Origin of the sequence: Commensalibacter melissae (assembly GCF_009734185.1) — a bacterium.
GTDB lineage: Bacteria > Pseudomonadota > Alphaproteobacteria > Acetobacterales > Acetobacteraceae > Commensalibacter > Commensalibacter melissae.
Genome location: NZ_CP046393.1, coordinates 961,855 through 980,202, shown reverse-complemented (window position 1 = coordinate 980,202; position 18,348 = coordinate 961,855). Strand labels below are relative to the sequence as shown.

General features: G+C 44.5%; 5 protein-coding genes and 1 pseudogene. All 6 read right to left on the bottom strand.

From position 1 onward, the window contains the following. Positions 1-33 precede the first annotated feature (33 nt). The 6 genes and pseudogenes from GN303_RS04300 to GN303_RS04280 all read right to left on the bottom strand — a co-directional run bounded on the left by GN303_RS04300 (position 34) and on the right by GN303_RS04280 (position 18,104). Positions 34-1,416, bottom strand: a complete 1,383-nt coding sequence (locus tag GN303_RS04300; protein WP_231504070.1) for a hypothetical protein — start codon at positions 1,414-1,416, stop codon at positions 34-36. A 27-nt stretch (positions 1,417-1,443) separates the two neighbouring features. Continuing rightward, positions 1,444-1,962 (bottom strand): annotated as a pseudogene (locus GN303_RS08940) (hemagglutinin repeat-containing protein); the annotation flags it as partial. A gap of 155 nt (positions 1,963-2,117) precedes the next feature. Next, complete coding sequence (locus GN303_RS04295) at positions 2,118-2,951, bottom strand: hypothetical protein (RefSeq protein WP_110439627.1); 834 nt, start codon at positions 2,949-2,951, stop codon at positions 2,118-2,120. Further along, positions 2,948-3,151 (bottom strand): hypothetical protein, encoded by a 204-nt coding sequence (locus GN303_RS04290; protein ID WP_110439628.1) that lies wholly within the window; start codon positions 3,149-3,151, stop codon positions 2,948-2,950. The genes GN303_RS04295 and GN303_RS04290 overlap by 4 nt, the downstream gene beginning before the upstream one ends. A gap of 68 nt (positions 3,152-3,219) precedes the next feature. Further along, positions 3,220-4,056: a hypothetical protein gene (locus GN303_RS04285; RefSeq protein WP_110439629.1), complete on the bottom strand. Its 837-nt coding sequence runs from the start codon at positions 4,054-4,056 to the stop codon at positions 3,220-3,222. Beyond that, positions 4,053-18,104 carry a hemagglutinin repeat-containing protein gene (locus GN303_RS04280; protein ID WP_156188447.1) on the bottom strand — a complete coding sequence of 4,684 codons (14,052 nt, stop codon included), beginning with the start codon at positions 18,102-18,104 and terminating at the stop codon, positions 4,053-4,055. Before GN303_RS04280 ends, GN303_RS04285 begins: the two co-directional genes overlap by 4 nt. Positions 18,105-18,348: the final 244 nt, after the last annotated feature.

Sequence of the window (18,348 nt, the reverse complement as noted above, 5' to 3'; positions counted from 1 at the left end):
GGTATCTATACGGCATAACCCGCTTTAATACCATTAGTTAATATTGATGCCGGTAATCGCACTGGCACCGCCAATGATCCCGGTATGGATCATGCCGCTGGCTATCTTGTTTATGTCTGTCGTGTCATCGTATTTTATATTATGTTCATTTGTATTTTGTGTTTGTTGTTTTGAAGAAGAATTAGGCGTTACATGACCTGTCATATTTTCACTTTGATTGTTAAAATTTCCACCCTGATGATAATTAGGACTATTGGGATTTAGTCTATTGTCATCCTTTCCGAAAGGACCATCAGGGAAGAAGTGGTTATAGATGATGTTGCCAGCCAATCCACCCGCTGCACCCGCGGCCGTTGGCCCGACATTGCCACCCCCCATGATCGCCCCGCCAATCGAGGACGCGGCCCCGACTATCGCCGTGGCGTTCGCGCCATTGATCAGGGATTCATCAGGTTTCTTATTCAGGCCGATTTCCGAAAGCGCATGATTGAGATCCAGTTTATCCTCTTCGTTTTTCACGTTCTCCGCACGCTTGTTCGCACTGACAACCGTGTCGACAATCATGTTGCCATACTTGTTCATGACCTCTGTCGCCTTGTTCTGAAGGTTGAAATCATTGTTGATCTTACCAGGATTGAACTTGTCCTCCATATAGCCGTTGGCCTCGTTGATATCATGCGAGAAATGACCGTTCACGCTGCCCGCGTTCACGGCGATATTGTCCCCGATCACGGATTCAGTCGTTGAATGCTTGTTGTGAACGATGCTGTTGCCCGATATCCTCGTGCCCGTTCCATTCCCGAGTATGTTCCCAGGAATACTTATGACTTCCTTACCACCCTCAACCGTGCCAACCGTATCTATACCGTATTTGGTATCAAGATTTTGTTTCATCTGGATATCAAAACCGCTCCATATCGAATGGTTCCTGACTGAATTGCCCTGCAGGCTTCCTGTGGTGATCTGGTTTCTGGAGGCATCGGCGGCACTGGTGATGGCACCAGCTGTCAGGGTCGTGTCCCCCCTCACATTGACATTCAGCCCTCCCGTGCCGGCATAAATCCCGGACATCTCCTTTTCTGTTGACGCGTAATCATTGTCAATGACACGTATATCCCCGAAGAGATCAACGTTTGTATAAGGCGTGTCAGGTTTATTGAGTTTGGAAGGTTTTTCTGTATTATTACCTCTATTTCCTAAAGTTTTTTTATCGCCTGAATTATTAGCCTGCTGGTTTCCCTCACCAAAATTGTGATAGTCGCTAAGGGGTGTGCTGAACTCCATGCCAATTGTCTTGTTGTTGCTGTGATACCTGTTGACATTCTGCGGCGTTGCAATGGACATGCTGCCTGTGTTGATGGTGATGGAACCGTTGCTTGGTGTTCCCCTGGTGATTGTTCCATCCCCGTTTTTCACATCGGGATTTTTGTTGACAATCTGCGCCCCATTGAGAGCGAGCCTGCCGTTTTCATTATTGATGGTGACCGAGTTTGTTCCATTCACGACCGTGTCAATGGCCGTCTTGCCATAGGTCGTGGTTTTGCCCCAGCTCACCGATGCATCACCTCTCGCTCCAAACGCAAACCCGTGCGCTCCCACATTGGCATTCGCCCCTATGTCCTCCCTGTTCCCGGAAATGGTCGTCTTGCTTCGACTGGTTCTGTATCCCGCATCCAGGCTGATATCCCGGCCCGCGTTGAATATCACGTCGTTCCCGCTGATACTGCTGGCCGTGGCATTGATATCCTTCACCGCATTCACACTCACTTTCTCTCCAGCCTTTATGGTCGATCCGGTATCCGTGACCGTTGTCGACGTCATGTGACTCTTATTCGTTGAATGCGTGAAGGTCGCCGTGATCCCTATAAGGTTGTAGTCAACGGCTGTCGCCGCTCCATGGGCAAACGCTCCCGTCAGGATCCCGCTTTTCCCCAATCCCGCGTTGAGACCCTGGCTCGCCATGTCCGCGGCGTTTAGCGCCTCCATTCTCTCATCCGTCGTGTTGGCCGCCGCAAAGCCCGTCTTAGCAAGATTCGCCAGCAAGCCACTAGCACTCAGGCCTATCCCCGTAAAGCTGTCCCTGTTGATAAGGAAGGATTATATGAGAATATGATGTTTTATTTATCATCGGTGACTTTGGTGACCTGGAAGAAAGGCTGGCTGATTTGAATGACACGTTTTTTACCCAGCAAGTTGGGATATTGATACAATATCGATGAGGTCAAATGGTTTTCTATATAGTCAGGATCCCGTGCACTCGTGGTCATCGTGCCCACACCGTAAAAGATTGTTTCATAATGAGATGTATCTAGCCAATAACTGTCGGGAAAAATACATAGATCAGCACTCAAAGAGGAATTATTGCATTGGTAAAGGGGATTGTCTTTACCAATAGGCCTTACCAGTTTAATTCCTATAGCCACCTTATTCATGGTGACTTCATCGACATGGTTTGTCCACATGGTGGTTGCACCTGTGCTTGGATCACTTGAATATGGTTCGTTGGATATAAACCTTTGTGTATAGGTATTAACTAATCTAGAATCAACCAGTGCAAATACGGTTGGTTTTCCTCCATGTGTCATGGCATATTGTGTATTACCCTGGTCATCAATCCAGTCTATTTTTTTTGGTTTACCAATATCATTTGAACTAAAACCAGTATCTGTTAACTGATAGCCTAAAGCCTGCAATCTCTCTTCCGTATCAAGTTTGGCTGTCATTATATATGCAGCTAGTTTAGCATTTTTTTCCCAATCATCTTCTGCAGCACGTGTTTTTTCAACATAATTTTTAAGTCTATCCGGAACAACGACCCTGATTACATCATCCGTTTTGGAAAGGGGTTTCGCTGTCCCTTTCTCGTTCCAGATAGGAATGTAAAACTTGTCAGTACAGGCGATTAGAGATAAACACATCATCACTAAACTTGCCAAAGAATAAAGTCTCATTTTGTATCCCCTTTCTTTTCAGTCTGGTTTGGGTTCCTGTCAGCCTGTTCGGCTTCGGGTTTCGGCCTTGCTTTACCGGCCGGCTTTTTGCCCCTGTTTTTGCCCTTCTCAATTTTGGGTGCATTCTGGGCAAGACCTGTCAGGCCACCCATGATGCCGGTAATCGCACTCGCACCGCCAATGATCCCGGTATGGATCATGCCGCTGACTATCTTGTCTATGTCCGTCGTGTCGTCATATCCATAAGAAAGAAGAATGGTTTATAAACTTATTGGGGAGTATCAGTGACTTTGGTTACCTGGAAAAAAGGCTGGCTGATTTGAATGACACGTTTTCTACCCAGCAAGTTGGGATATTGATACAATACTGATGAGGTCAAATGATTTTCTATATAATCAGGATCTCGTGCACTCGTGGTCATCGTACCCACACCGTAAAAGATTGTTTCATAATGAGAAGTATCATCCCAATAACTGTCAGGATAAGTGCAAAAATTAGCACTCAAAGAGGAATTGTTGCATTGATAAAGGGGATTGTCTTCACCAATGGGCCTTACCAGTTTAATTCCATAAACTATTCTATTTATGGTGACTTCATCGACATGGTTTGTCCACATGGTGGTCGCACCTGTGCTAGGATCACTTGAATATGGTTCGTTGGATATAAATCTTTGTGTATAGGTATCTGCCACTTGAGAATCAACCAAAGCAAATACGGTTGGCTTTCCTCCATGTGTCATGGCATACTGTGTATTACCCTGATTATTGATCCATTTGATTTGTTTTGATTTTCCAATATCATTTTTAATATAGCGTGTATCTGTTAACTGATAGCCTAAATTCTGCAACCTGTCTTCTGTATTCAGTTTTGCCATACCTATATAATCAGCTAACTTTGATCCATCCAACCAATCGGGATCATCACTTCGTGTTTTCTCAACATATTTTTTAAGTCTATCCGATACAACGACCCTGATTACATCATCCGTTTTGGAAAGGGGCTTCGCTGTTCCTTTCTCATTCCAGATAGGAATGTAAAATTTGTTGGCACAGGCGGTTAGAGATAAACACAGCATCATTAAACTAGCCAAAGAATAAAGTCTCATTTTGTATCCCCTTTCTGTTCAGTCTGGTTTGGGTTTCTGTCAGCCTGTTCGGCTTTGGGTTTCGGTCCCGCTTTATCGGCCGGCTTTTTACCCCTGTTTTTGCCCTTCTCAATCTTGGGTGCACTCTGGGCAAGTCCTGTCAGGCCACCCGTGATGGCGTCAATAGCTGTGTTGGTGCCATTGAGATTGTCACTGCCACCCATGATGCCGGTAATCGCACTCGCACCGCCAATGATACCGGTATGGATCATGCCGCTGGCTATCTTGTTTATGTCTGTCGTGTCGTCGTATTTTATATTATGTCCGTTAATATTTTGTGTTTGTTGTTTTGAAATTTTATCAGATGTATTTGAATGATATTCTTCTTTTCTACCCGTAGTATTTCCAACTTGATGATAATTAGGGCTATTGGGATTTAGTCTATTGTCATCCTTTCCGAAAGGACCATCAGGGAAGAAGTGGTTATAGATGATGTTGCCAGCCAATCCACCCGCTGCACCCGCGGCCGTTGGCCCGACATTGCCACCCCCCATGATCGCCCCGCCAATCGAGGACGCGGCCCCGACTATCGCCGTGGCGTTCGCGCCATTGATCAGGGATTCATCAGGTTTCTTATTCAGGCCGATTTCCGAAAGCGCATGATTGAGATCCAGTTTGTCCTCTTCGTTTTTCACGTTCTCCGCACGCTTGTTCGCACTGACAACCGTGTCGACAATCATGTTGCCATACTTGTTCATGACCTCTGTCGCCTTGTTCTGAAGGTTGAAATCATTGTTGATCTTACCAGGATTGAACTTGTCCTCCATATAGCCGTTGGCCTCGTTGATATCATGCGAGAAATGACCGTTCACGCTGCCCGCGTTCACGGCGATATTGTCCCCGATCACGGATTCAGTCGTTGAATGCTTGTTGTGAACGATGCTGTTGCCCGATATCCTCGTGCCTGTTCCTTTCCCGAGTATGTTCCCTGGAATACTTATAACTTCAGTACCACCCTCAACCGTGCCAACCGTATCTATAGCGTATTTGGTATCAAGATTTTGTTTCATCTGGATATCGAAACCGCTCCATATCGAATGGTTCCTGACTGAATTGCCCTGCAGGCTTCCTGTGGTGATCTGGTTTCTGGAGGCATCGGCTGCACTGGTGATGGCGCCGGCTGTCAGGGTCGTGTCCCCCCTCACATTGACATTCAGTCCTCCCGTGCCGGCATAAATCCCGGACATCTCCTTTTCTGTTGACGCGTAATCATTGTCAATGACACGTATGTCCCCAAAGAGATCAACGTTAGTGTAGGGCGTGTCAGGCTTATTAAGTTTAAGAGGTTTTTCTGAGCTATCACCTTTATTTACTAAAGAAGTTTTATCATTAGACCCATTACTTGCCTGCTGGTTTCCCTCACCAAAATTGTGATAGTCGCTAAGGGGTGTGCTGAACTCCATGCCAATTGTCTTGTTGTTGCTGTGATACCTGTTGACATTCTGCGGCGTTGCAATGGACATGCTGCCTGTGTTGATGGTGATGGAACCGTTGCTTGGTGTTCCCCTGGTGATTGTTCCATCCCCGTTTTTCACATCGGGATTTTTGTTGACAATCTGCGCCCCATTGAGAGCGAGCCTGCCGTTTTCATTATTGATGGTGACCGAGTTTGTTCCATTCACGACCGTGTCAATGGCCGTCTTGCCATAGGTCGTGGTTTTGCCCCAGCTCACCGATGCATCACCTCTCGCTCCAAACGCAAACCCGTGCGCTCCCACATTGGCATTCGCCCCTATGTCCTCCCTGTTCCCGGAAATGGTCGTCTTGCTTCGACTGGTTCTGTATCCCGCATCCAGGCTGATATCCCGGCCCGCGTTGAATATCACGTCGTTCCCGCTGATACTGCTGGCCGTGGCATTGATATCCTTCACCGCATTCACACTCACTTTCTCTCCAGCCTTTATGGTCGATCCGGTATCCGTGACCGTTGTCGACGTCATGTGACTCTTATTCGTTGAATGCGTGAAGGTCGCCGTGATCCCTATAAGGTTGTAGTCAACGGCTGTCGCCGCTCCATGGGCAAACGCTCCCGTCAGGATCCCGCTTTTCCCCAATCCCGCGTTGAGACCCTGGCTCGCCATGTCCGCGGCGTTTAGCGCCTCCATTCTCTCATCCGTCGTGTTGGCCGCCGCAAAGCCCGTCTTAGCAAGATTCGCCAGCAAGCCACTAGCACTCAGGCCTATCCCCGTAAAGCTGTCCTTATGTTTCTGGTCGCCCCTGAATACATCCTGAACCGCATTGAAGTTCACTGAATCTCCGGACATATTAATATCCCTGCCCGCAATAACATTGGAACCGTTGATATTGATATCCTTGCCTGCATTCAGGTTGACATTACCCTCGGTTGATATAATGTCACTGGCCGTATGCAGGGAATTGGATGTCGATTTTTTATCAGTGACGTTCTTTTGGCCAATTTGCACGCTCAATTGCGCCTCGTTCGTGAAAAAACCGAACTTCTTCGTCTGGTGATAATCATATGTATCGTTGGAATAGTTTAGCGCGTTCTCGGTTATATTGCCGCCAGCGTTGATATTAACATCATTTTTGGACGCGACAGCCCCTGCCAGGCTAACATCGTTTTTCGCAGAGATGCCGATTTGTCCACCCGCAATGACAGCCGATCCAATATCATTGGTATAGGCTCTTTTTTCCTCGAACGAACTTGAATTGAAGGCACCTGATTTATGTCCCCTAACATCGGTGAGGCCCTTGTCCGTGACGGCGTTCAGGCCGATATTGCCCGCGGATGACAGGGCTGCATCACCCCCGACATTCAGAGTGCTGCCCGCAAGGTTCAGGTCACCCCTTGTGGATTGCAGGATGGCGTTTCTACCGGCACTGACCATGGTTCCATAGTTCTTGGTCTGGTTACCGTTAAAGGCCAGCATTTCATGCTTTCCGTAACTGGCGCTGGAGGCGGCGGCATTCAGCTGTGCCGCACCGATATCGATCGAACCGGCCTGCATCGCCATATCGGATCCGGACTGGATGCTTCCACCTCGGCTGATGATACTGTCACTCGCCTTGATCCCCATGGTTCCAGAGGCAAGGATCTTTCCCTGTGAACCAAGATAGGAGGATGTTCCCCCCTCAACAAGATAGTTGTTGATCGTGTCGCGGTTGATGATCGAGCCGTTCTGGGCATTAAGGGACATGTCCCCGCCCCTTATGGTTCCGCCATCATTGATGATGTTGCCATGTGTGCTGGTGAGCGCGATCGAGTGTGTCCCCTCCATCAGGCCGGAATTGAGAATGGAGCCGGCCTTGATGCCGACATCCTTGCCCACGATGGCGGCGCCGGATATCACCGCGGTTTTTGGAGAAAGATACAGCTGGGGAACCAGTACCTGTCTGCCATCAACCAGCGCGGGAACATACCAGACAATATCCTTCGCAAGTGAGGCCTGCTGCTCCTTTGTCAAGGCGGCGCCGAATTTGAACCCGTGCTGGTCGGCCTCATCGGTCGCATTGTCGAGAAGTTCCTTCATCATATCAGCGGCATTGTTATATGTTCCACCGACAAAGCTGTGCCCTGTGGCCTGAAGATATTGCTGCTGTATATAGTTGCTGTCAAACCCTGCATCCCCCAGGAACATATATGAGCCGGCAATATTCAGGTGATCCAGCAGATATTGCGACCCATAGAATTTCTGCAAGGATGTATATTGTGGACGGGTTTCAATAAGATAGCTTGATCCCTCCGGCACGCCACTTGTATTGACCTTACCCTGCTGGGGGGCAGCTTCACTGATTTTGCCCGCATCGTTTATATTAACCTCCCGCCCTACCTTGGCTGGGGCTGTACCGGGTTTGGCAAGACTTTCATTATTGCTGATATTGTCAATATTACTGTTTCCATTAACATTGATATTACCAATTGTTTTATTACTATTAATATTGCTGTTACTGTTACCATTAATATTAATATTACCACTCGTTTTATTATTATTGATATTGCCGTTATTGATACTGTGAATGTTTCCTCCGGTTATTTCACCAATACTGGCGGTGTCATTACCCTTAATATCCGGATTAGGTCTGAACAAAGCGTGTCCACCGGCAATGGATGAGAGTATATCGTCAACACTTGCAGACACTCCCTGATAATTAAAACCTGGAAGATGGACATGCAAACCCGGATCAATTCCCTCGGGATTGCCTACCCCACCATATCCTGGAAGCGTGGTGTTTTGACCGTTTATCCCTTTTCCACTTGATGAATTATTGACCAGATTACCTTCTCCAGGCCCATTCAATCCGTTTCTGCCCGTTTCACTCTGGACAGATGTCAATTGTTTTCCCGAGGGAAGGCTTGGATTGACCGTGACATAGTCATCAGGAGATGCATGTATCTTGATTGTCCGGTTATTAACCTGATTGGCCACTATCCCTATCAGGGTTCCACCTGCCATAATCGTGCCGCTCAATCCGGGGTTATATGAACTATCTCCCCATACATATGCAATATTTTTATTGTTACCATCTAATGGAGGTGGATGTGAATAAGGAGGATTGGCTGCATTGGCTGGATCTTTTGGATATAGAGATCGGCAAAGTTTACCATTGTGACATACCAGTTTAAAAGTTATATCATCTTTATACCCGATATTGTCCAGGGATGACGCATTCAGGGTCATATCATGACCCGCTTCCAAATGGCTTACATCATTGACAATCTTTCCGGAAGTTTCAATGATCAAGTCATGACCGGCCGTAACAATGGCTGAACTGCCTTTCAAGGTTGTTCTTGTTCCAGTTTCCGTCACCTCAATCCTGGCTTTTGGATTACCCCTACCTTGGGATAGAAACATGTAAAAATAACCACTTGCTGGGGTTCCATCCGCTTTGTACATATCTTTGGGAGCGTAAACCTTGATCATTTTTACATTACCCTTCCAAAAATATTTGTATAAATTGCTATCCCCACCCCAGCCACTTGTATTTAAGTCTTCCTCAAGGGCTATCTGTTTGTTGGATTTTCCGTATCCTTCCTGTCCTTCATCGTTAATCGCCTTATCATAGATAGTAGTGCTGTCAATTGTTTCCGTAACAAGTTTCCCAGTATAGCTGTTGGTAAAAGAGGCGGCCTTGATTGCTATATCCCCATTGGCGCTCTGTGTACGAATTAACCCTCCCTTGTTGATTATATCCCCATCAACATCCATGGCGATAGATCCCAAATCCGACTGAATAACCCCATAATTATTCAGCGTGTTTTGTCCATTATTGCCTTTAATGTTGATTGTCAGGTTGTTTCCGCTACTTAATAATCCAGATTGATTGTTTTGAAGCGAGGTCCCATCCAAGACCAATCCATTCATGGCCAATATGACACCATTATTTATAATGTTTCTTGCCGTGACATGAATATCGCCATTAGAGGTTATCCCACCATCCTGTCCGGCTTCATAATCTCCATGAATATTGAGATTAACCAGACCACCTTCATTTGCTCCCCTTAACGCCCCGAAGATAATACTGTTATTTTTTAGATCCCCTTCAATTGTTGCATTCAGTGCGGCAGCAGAAAGAATCTGACCGGTGGATGAAAGTCCATTACTTAGGACATGCATATCTATATTACCTGAAGATTGTATAATACCGTTCTCATTCAGGTTTAAAAAGGATAGTGCCTGATTTTGCCGGTTAGCAGCAAGAACCATATTCCCCCTAACATTTTCATCAGTAGCTTGCTGCGTTATTATCATTCCACCCTGATTGTTTATATTATTGGCATAAAGGTTCATTCCTGTTGCAGCTTGCAAAGTTCCTTTGTAATTGTTTAATTCATTTAATCCGTTTCCATTTTGATTTTGCGCAATCGTCGTGCCACCATTTGTACTGATAATTACTCCCTCAGAATTATCCAAAGATGGTGTAAAAATCTGGATATTTTGTTTTGCTTGCAACCATCCTTTATTATTTAGAGCTTGCAAAGCAATCAGACCTGCCGTGCCATTTGAGGTGAGAACCTGCCCATATCTGTCCAATGTTACACGAGGCGCAACAAGCGATAATGTTCCTGTGTCTGATCCGATTTGACCATGGGCTTGATTGTGAATAGCCGTATTGGAGTTAAGAACTAAACCTTTAGAGCCATATAAATAACCGTTTTCAAGATTATTGATATCTGCCGAGCTATTAGCAACAAGTTGACCTCCTGCAAGAATAAGCCCCTGATTATTCAAAGCGGAAGCAGAAAGCGTTATATTTCCTTGTTTATAGGCAGTAATCTCTCCATTATTTTGATTTGATAACAAAGAATCAGCTTGTAAATTTATATCCGAATTGGAATATATTCTGCCATTATCATTCACAAACGTATTGGCGAATACAGAGATATTCCCTGACGTATCAATATTTTGAACGATTCCTTGATTTTTCAAATATCCTTTCTGAATATTAAAAATAATAGAACCTTGATCTGCACTGATCATTCCGCTTTGAGTGTTAACCAGGTTAGATGCAGACAGATTTATACCTCTTCCACCCCATAAATTCCCTTGATTTACAAAATCAGAACCAATCGTAAGTGATAATAATCCATTAGAAAGAATTTTGCTTTCTTCAGAATTTTCAAGATGATTGGCAGCAAGATCAATATCACCAAAAGACTGAACCGTTCCTTTTTCATTTAAAAACTGTTCAAGCGCAAGAGCGGAAGAACCTTGATTAATATGGATATTTCCTTTTTGACTGGTCAATACACCATTATTGTTATTCAATTGTTTAGCCGCAATTGAAAGATCACTAAAAGCCTGTATATTCCCCTGATTGTTGTTAATTATATTAACTGGAACACTTTCCTGAACAGTTGATCCTCTTCCTTGCAATATTGTATTCGCATTTGTTGATAAAATGACACCATCAAGATTATTATCAATCCTGTCGGCAGTAAGATTGACAGTATTTTTTCCTTGGATCCATCCTCCTTCATTATCTATAACCTGTGAAAATATCTGAACAGTGTCACCAATTAATGAACCAGAAGCAAGCTTTTCATTATTAAAGGAAATTCCAGAATGGGTTGTTTGATTACCTGTGCTCTCTGATGTTTGGATATTTAATGAGCGAACAGCAGATACATATCCGTTATTCTCCAGAACGGAGGCAACAAGCTGTAAATTCTGATGACCAATCAAGATTCCTGCATTGTTAAACTTTGAAGAAAAAACCGTCAGATCACCTCCCTGAACAAGAATTTGACCAACATGATCTTGGTTAATCCGATTTATGAACTGCTGATTAGCCTTTAAAGTGGCTTTCCCTTTTGCAAAAACGATGCCCTCATTAATCATGGTTAGGCTATTTAGTAAAAGATGACTGTCCACAGCATTTGTTTGAATATTTCCCTGATTAAATAATCCCTGTTGCCCCATCACAATCAGGGTCAGATCATTATTACCGGTATAAATCAATCCTGAAATTCCGTTTATTAAGGAATTAGAAGTTAAATCCAGTCCAGAACCTGCTGCAATCTGGCCATTATTACCAACATTACCAGTATAGGTAGCGTGAATTTGCTTTTGTGCTGTCAATAAAGCCATATCATCACTTTGATAGGCAGCAGCATTGATTATAATATTTCCATTTGCCTGAATTTTGCCTGTATTTGTAATTGATGACAAAGTAGGGATAAGTTGTGAGGGTATAATAGCCAAATCACCATCTAGCGCCAGAATATTTCCTGAATTGTCTAAAAAAGATGTTGATAACGTTAATCCCTTACTGGCTTGCAGAAATCCTCCATTACTTATTTTATCAGAAACATTTAAATGTAAATTATCATCACTTAAAATTTGTCCATTGTCATTTTGCAGGGTTTTAGCCGTCAGCTGCATGATCTTTCCAGACTGAATTACGCCTGAATACTGACCCATAGAATGGTTGATAACATCTCCACCCAGTGTCAGGGTAACCGCTTTTGATCCATTGATTATCCCTGTATTATTCAGAGAATTTGCTGTAATGTTAATGTCACCTTCTGACTGGATCATTCCACCATTTAAAGTATTATCTGTATCGGAAAGAGAACCTTCATTAATTAAAAGATTGCCTATTAATAATTGCGTTGCTGTTTTACCGAATATAGAACCTGAATTGGACAGAGAAGATGCCGATAAATTTAAATAACCCTTAGAACTGTAAAGACTTCCCGCATTGAGAAGGCTATTGGCGATGGCAAGTGTTCCATCCCCGTTCAAGCTGCTAATGGAGGCATCTTTGTTATTCAGGGAAAGGTTGTTCGCGACAAGGCTCAGACCCTGCCGAGCCTGAATGTTCCCCGAAACCTCCATGTTCCCGCCCGCATTGACCTGAAGGCTCTTCCCGGCATAGACCAGTCCCTTCTCCGTATCGGTATAATTGCCCATTCCAAGCTCAACAACACCTGAACTCGCCTGGATAACGCCATTGCTGTTCTCAATGTCACCGCCATGAAAAACAATATCCCCAAAGCCATTGTCCGAACCAGCCAGAATCATCCCTGAACGGTTCATCAAACCGTCAGACTCTATATGAACATTGCCCGCATTCGAGCCAATCTGGCCATTATCGTTATTCAGCTGCCTGCCACCAATATCCACAATACCCGAGGGAGTGACTATCTGGCCATGATCATTACTGATATCTCCAGAGGCGGAAACCCTGACATTTCCGGATGCCTGCGTTCCTATCCGGCCATTCATGTTGACAACCTTACCCGTTGCCTGAACCCCGATATCTCCCTGTGTTGTCAGGATAGAACCATTGCCATTGTCAAGTGAGGAGCCTGTCAATGACACATTCCCCTGACCCGTACGGATCAGGCCGGACTGGTTATTGATATCCCCGCCATGAACCGTAACATCCCCTTTGTTCAGAGAACCAATCTGGCCTGAACTGTTGTCAATTTTACCTTTTGCCGTTAGGGAAATATCATTATTCTTGGTTAAGATACTACCTGAATGATTTAATATATCCCCTTGAATATCAAGCATTAATTTGTCTGAATTCGTATTTATCTGATTTCTGTTATCCATGGAACCAGCTTTGATTGTCAACACGCCCTGCGAGACAAATATGTTTCCCGCATTGAGAAGGCCGTTGACGATGGCAAGTGTTCCATCCCCGTTCAAGCTGCTAATGGAGGCATCTTTGTTATTCAGGGAAAGGTTGTTCGCGACAAGGCTCAGACCCTGCCGAGCCTGAATGTTCCCCGAAACCTCCATGTTCCCGCCCGCATTGACCTGAAGGCTCTTCCCGGCATAGACCAGTCCCTTCTCCGTATCGGTATAATTGCCCATTCCAAGCTCAACAACACCTGAACTCGCCTGGATAACGCCATTGCTGTTCTCAATGTCACCGCCATGAAAAACAATATCCCCTGAACTCGTGATCAAATTACCATTTTGGTTATTCAAATTACCACTGGTGATTTGAATATTACCGGCAGGGGTAATGAACTTGCCATTCTTGTTGATAAAATCATTTTTGCTGACAAGAGTTAAATTCCCGTTTTTCAGACTGCCAACCTGACCATTCGTATTGTCAAGAGTGTTTCCGGACAGTTCAATATTGCCCGCAGACGTGACAAGCTGACCCTGATTGTTCCGGATATCTCCTCCGGCATTCAAGGTCAGGTTGCCAGAAGTCTTTATACCAATCTGGCCACCAGTATTGTCAATATCGCCCCTGGAATGAACATTGACTGTCCCATTGTCTGTCAGTATAGAGGCGCTTCCGTTGTCCAATCCAGCAACATCCAGTAAAATATCCCCATTGGTTGTGCGGATCAAACCCTGTTTATTGGTCAGCTTCTGGCCCGTTATTTGAACATTGCCATCCGTTTTAACGCCAATCTGACCATTCGTATTGTCAATATCGCCCTTGGCTTGAATAACAGCATCATGAGCATTCGTAACCAAAGAACCATTTTGATTGTCGAGATCACCATTAATATCAACATGGAGTTCACCCTCTCCATTGATCAAATTACCATGGTTTTTAAATGAACCTGCTGAAAGTGTTAAACGTCCCCTGATAAAAGAAAGACTTCCCGCATTGAGAAGGCTATTGGCGATGGCAAGTGTTCCATCCCCGTTCAAGCTGCTAATGGAGGCATCTTTGTTATTCAGGGAAAGGTTGTTCGCGACAAGGCTCAGACCCTGCCGAGCCTGAATGTTCCCCGAAACCTCCATGTTCCCGCCCGCATTGACCTGAAGGCTCTTCCCGGCATAGACCAGTCCCTTCTCCGTATCGGTATAATTGCCCATTCCAAGCTCAACAACACCTGAACTCGCCTGGATAACGCCATTGCTGTTCTCAATGTCACCGCCATGAAAAACAATATCCCCAAAGCCATTGTCCGAACCAGCCAGAATCATCCCTGAACGGTTCATCAAACCGTCAGACTCTATATGAACATTGCCCGCATTCGAGCCAATCTGGCCATTATCGTTATTCAGCTGCCTGCCACCAATATCCACAATACCCGAGGGAGTGACTATCTGGCCATGATCATTACTGATATCTCCAGAGGCGGAAACCCTGACATTTCCGGATGCCTGCGTTCCTATCCGGCCATTCATGTTGACAACCTTACCCGTTGCCTGAACCCCGATATCTCCCTGTGTTGTCAGGATAGAACCATTGCCATTGTCAAGTGAGGAGCCTGTCAATGACACATTCCCCTGACCCGTACGGATCAGGCCGGACTGGTTATTGATATCCCCGCCATGAACCGTAACATCCCCTTTGTTCAGAGAACCAATCTGGCCTGAACTGTTGTCAATTTTACCTTTTGCCGTTAGGGAAATATCATTATTCTTGGTTAAGATACTACCTGAATGATTTAATATATCCCCTTGAATATCAAGCATTAATTTGTCTGAATTCGTATTTATCTGATTTCTGTTATCCATGGAACCAGCTTTGATTGTCAACACGCCCTGCGAGACAAATATGTTTCCCGCATTGAGAAGGCCGTTGACGATGGCAAGTGTTCCATCCCCGTTCAAGCTGCTAATGGAGGCATCTTTGTTATTCAGGGAAAGGTTGTTCGCGACAAGGCTCAGACCCTGCCGAGCCTGAATGTTCCCCGAAACCTCCATGTTCCCGCCCGCATTGACCTGAAGGCTCTTCCCGGCATAGACCAGTCCCTTCTCCGTATCGGTATAATTGCCCATTCCAAGCTCAACAACACCTGAACTCGCCTGGATAACGCCATTGCTGTTCTCAATGTCACCGCCATGAAAAACAATATCCCCTGAACTCGTGATCAAATTACCATTTTGGTTATTCAAATTACCACTGGTGATTTGAATATTACCGGCAGGGGTAATGAACTTGCCATTCTTGTTGATAAAATCATTTTTGCTGACAAGAGTTAAATTCCCGTTTTTCAGACTGCCAACCTGACCATTCGTATTGTCAAGAGTGTTTCCGGACAGTTCAATATTGCCCGCAGACGTGACAAGCTGACCCTGATTGTTCCGGATATCTCCTCCGGCATTCAAGGTCAGGTTGCCAGAAGTCTTTATACCAATCTGGCCACCAGTATTGTCAATATCGCCCCTGGAATGAACATTGACTGTCCCATTGTCTGTCAGTATAGAGGCGCTTCCGTTGTCCAATCCAGCAACATCCAGTAAAATATCCCCATTGGTTGTGCGGATCAAACCCTGTTTATTGGTCAGCTTCTGGCCCGTTATTTGAACATTGCCATCCGTTTTAACGCCAATCTGACCATTCGTATTGTCAATATCGCCCTTGGCTTGAATAACAGCATCATGAGCATTCGTAACCAAAGAACCATTTTGATTGTCGAGATCACCATTAATATCAACATGGAGTTCACCCTCTCCATTGATCAAATTACCATGGTTTTTAAATGAACCTGCTGAAAGTGTTAAACGTCCCCTGATAAAAGAAAGACTTCCCGCATTGAGAAGGCTATTGGCGATGGCAAGTGTTCCATCCCCGTTCAAGCTGCTAATGGAGGCATCTTTGTTATTCAGGGAAAGGTTGTTCGCGACAAGGCTCAGACCCTGCCGAGCCTGAATGTTCCCCGAAACCTCCATGTTCCCGCCCGCATTGACCTGAAGGCTCTTCCCGGCATAGACCAGTCCCTTCTCCGTATCGGTATAATTGCCCATTCCAAGCTCAACAACACCTGAACTCGCCTGGATAACGCCATTGCTGTTCTCAATGTCACCGCCATGAAAAACAATATCCCCAAAGCCATTGTCCGAACCAGCCAGAATCATCCCTGAACGGTTCATCAAACCGTCAGACTCTATATGAACATTGCCCGCATTCGAGCCAATCTGGCCATTATCGTTATTCAGCTGCCTGCCACCAATATCCACAATACCCGAGGGAGTGACTATCTGGCCATGATCATTACTGATATCTCCAGAGGCGGAAACCCTGACATTTCCGGATGCCTGCGTTCCTATCCGGCCATTCATGTTGACAACCTTACCCGTTGCCTGAACCCCGATATCTCCCTGTGTTGTCAGGATAGAACCATTGCCATTGTCAAGTGAGGAGCCTGTCAATGACACATTCCCCTGACCCGTACGGATCAGGCCGGACTGGTTATTGATATCCCCGCCATGAACCGTAACATCCCCTTTGTTCAGAGAACCAATCTGGCCTGAACTGTTGTCAAAACGACCAGCCGTAGAAAGATTTACCATATTGTTGGAAACAAGGGTGCCATGATTAGTTACATTCCCCTGAAAAATTCCCTGTAAAGATCCATTCACAGCATTCATTTGCCCATTATTCACTACATCATGGCCGGACAGGAAAAGATTTTGTTGGGAGTTAATCATACCTGATTGGGTATTATTGATGTTTTGCGCAGTCAATTGTAATTCTGCCTGACTTAGAATCGATCCGGAATTTGTTAGATTATCTCGGATTGAAAGTTGATTCCTATCATTTCCATTGGCAATAATCTTTCCAGAATTTGTCAAGGAATTCGCCTGCAAAGAGAGCTGTTTGTCAGCCCCTATCGTCCCTGTATTTTCAACAATATCAATTTTGGCATGTAAATTGTTGCGGGCTGACATTTCACCATTAATAAGCAATTTTCCATCAGCAGTCAGCTGCATGTCGCCAGCCGTAGATGCCATACGGCCATCTACACGGACTCCGGCTCCCTTTTCGTTAACCATCATTTGAATATGATTGCCCGTCATCCCGCCCAACACAGATGTATCAATAGCAAATTCTGGTCTTTGACTGTTATCTGGTTCTTGCGCCGTTGCAGTTCCATTTACATAATCATAAATGTTGCGTCCTGCGGTGATTTTAATATCCTGACCATTTACAGGTCCTTCAATCCTAACTTTACGGCTGATAATATCCAAAACGGGAACTTCGGCAAAATTCCCGCCTTTTCCTTCAAATGCCACTTCTCCATCATTTATATTGATAGACTGCAGGTGGCCTTCCTGATCAAACTGGGTCTTACCTGTTGCAAAAGAGGTTCTTGTCGTATTGACAAATCCACATCCCGCACAAGTGATTCCACTGGGATTGGCAATAACCAGGGCAGCCTGTTTACCAGCGATTTCAGTATATCCAAGCAATCTGGTTGGAGAACGGCCAGTCACTTCATTAATAATCAAATTAGCGTTATGATTATCATTCAGGTTGGGATTGCCCGTGATTTGTCCAGCCAGTTTTGTCTTGGTTATTGTGGAGGAATTATTTAAAATCTGACCCGATTCATTAACGTTATACTGGTTGAAAAGATTATGTGAAACACCAGCATTATTGGGATGTGCAATATTGATCTGATCAATTCCATTATTCGTTACATCAATAGATGGCCGTTTATTTACCGGGGCTGTTGGATCAACCACTATATTAGAAGCGGGCCTGGGCCCGGCATAAATCGGAAAGGTTGAAAAAAGGTTCCCTCCCAAGAATAATCCCGTCACAATCGTGTATTTTAGACGTTTTATTAGCAAAATCCGAGAAATATAAAAGGGATTATATTTAGTTTTAAACATAGGGTACCTAATAGGAATACTAAAATAAATATTTAAAAATAAATTCTAAGAATTAATCAAAGCTTGATATGATATATATAATTTAGATCGAAGCAACAATAATTTTTTATTTAAAATTATTAAAAATGTATTTTAAAAAGAATAATTTTATATATAATCGAAAACCGTTGATAAGTTTTAGTATTATTATAATTTTATAACCATGAAAATTTTATTTTTTTAATATAACACAGTGTTTATTATT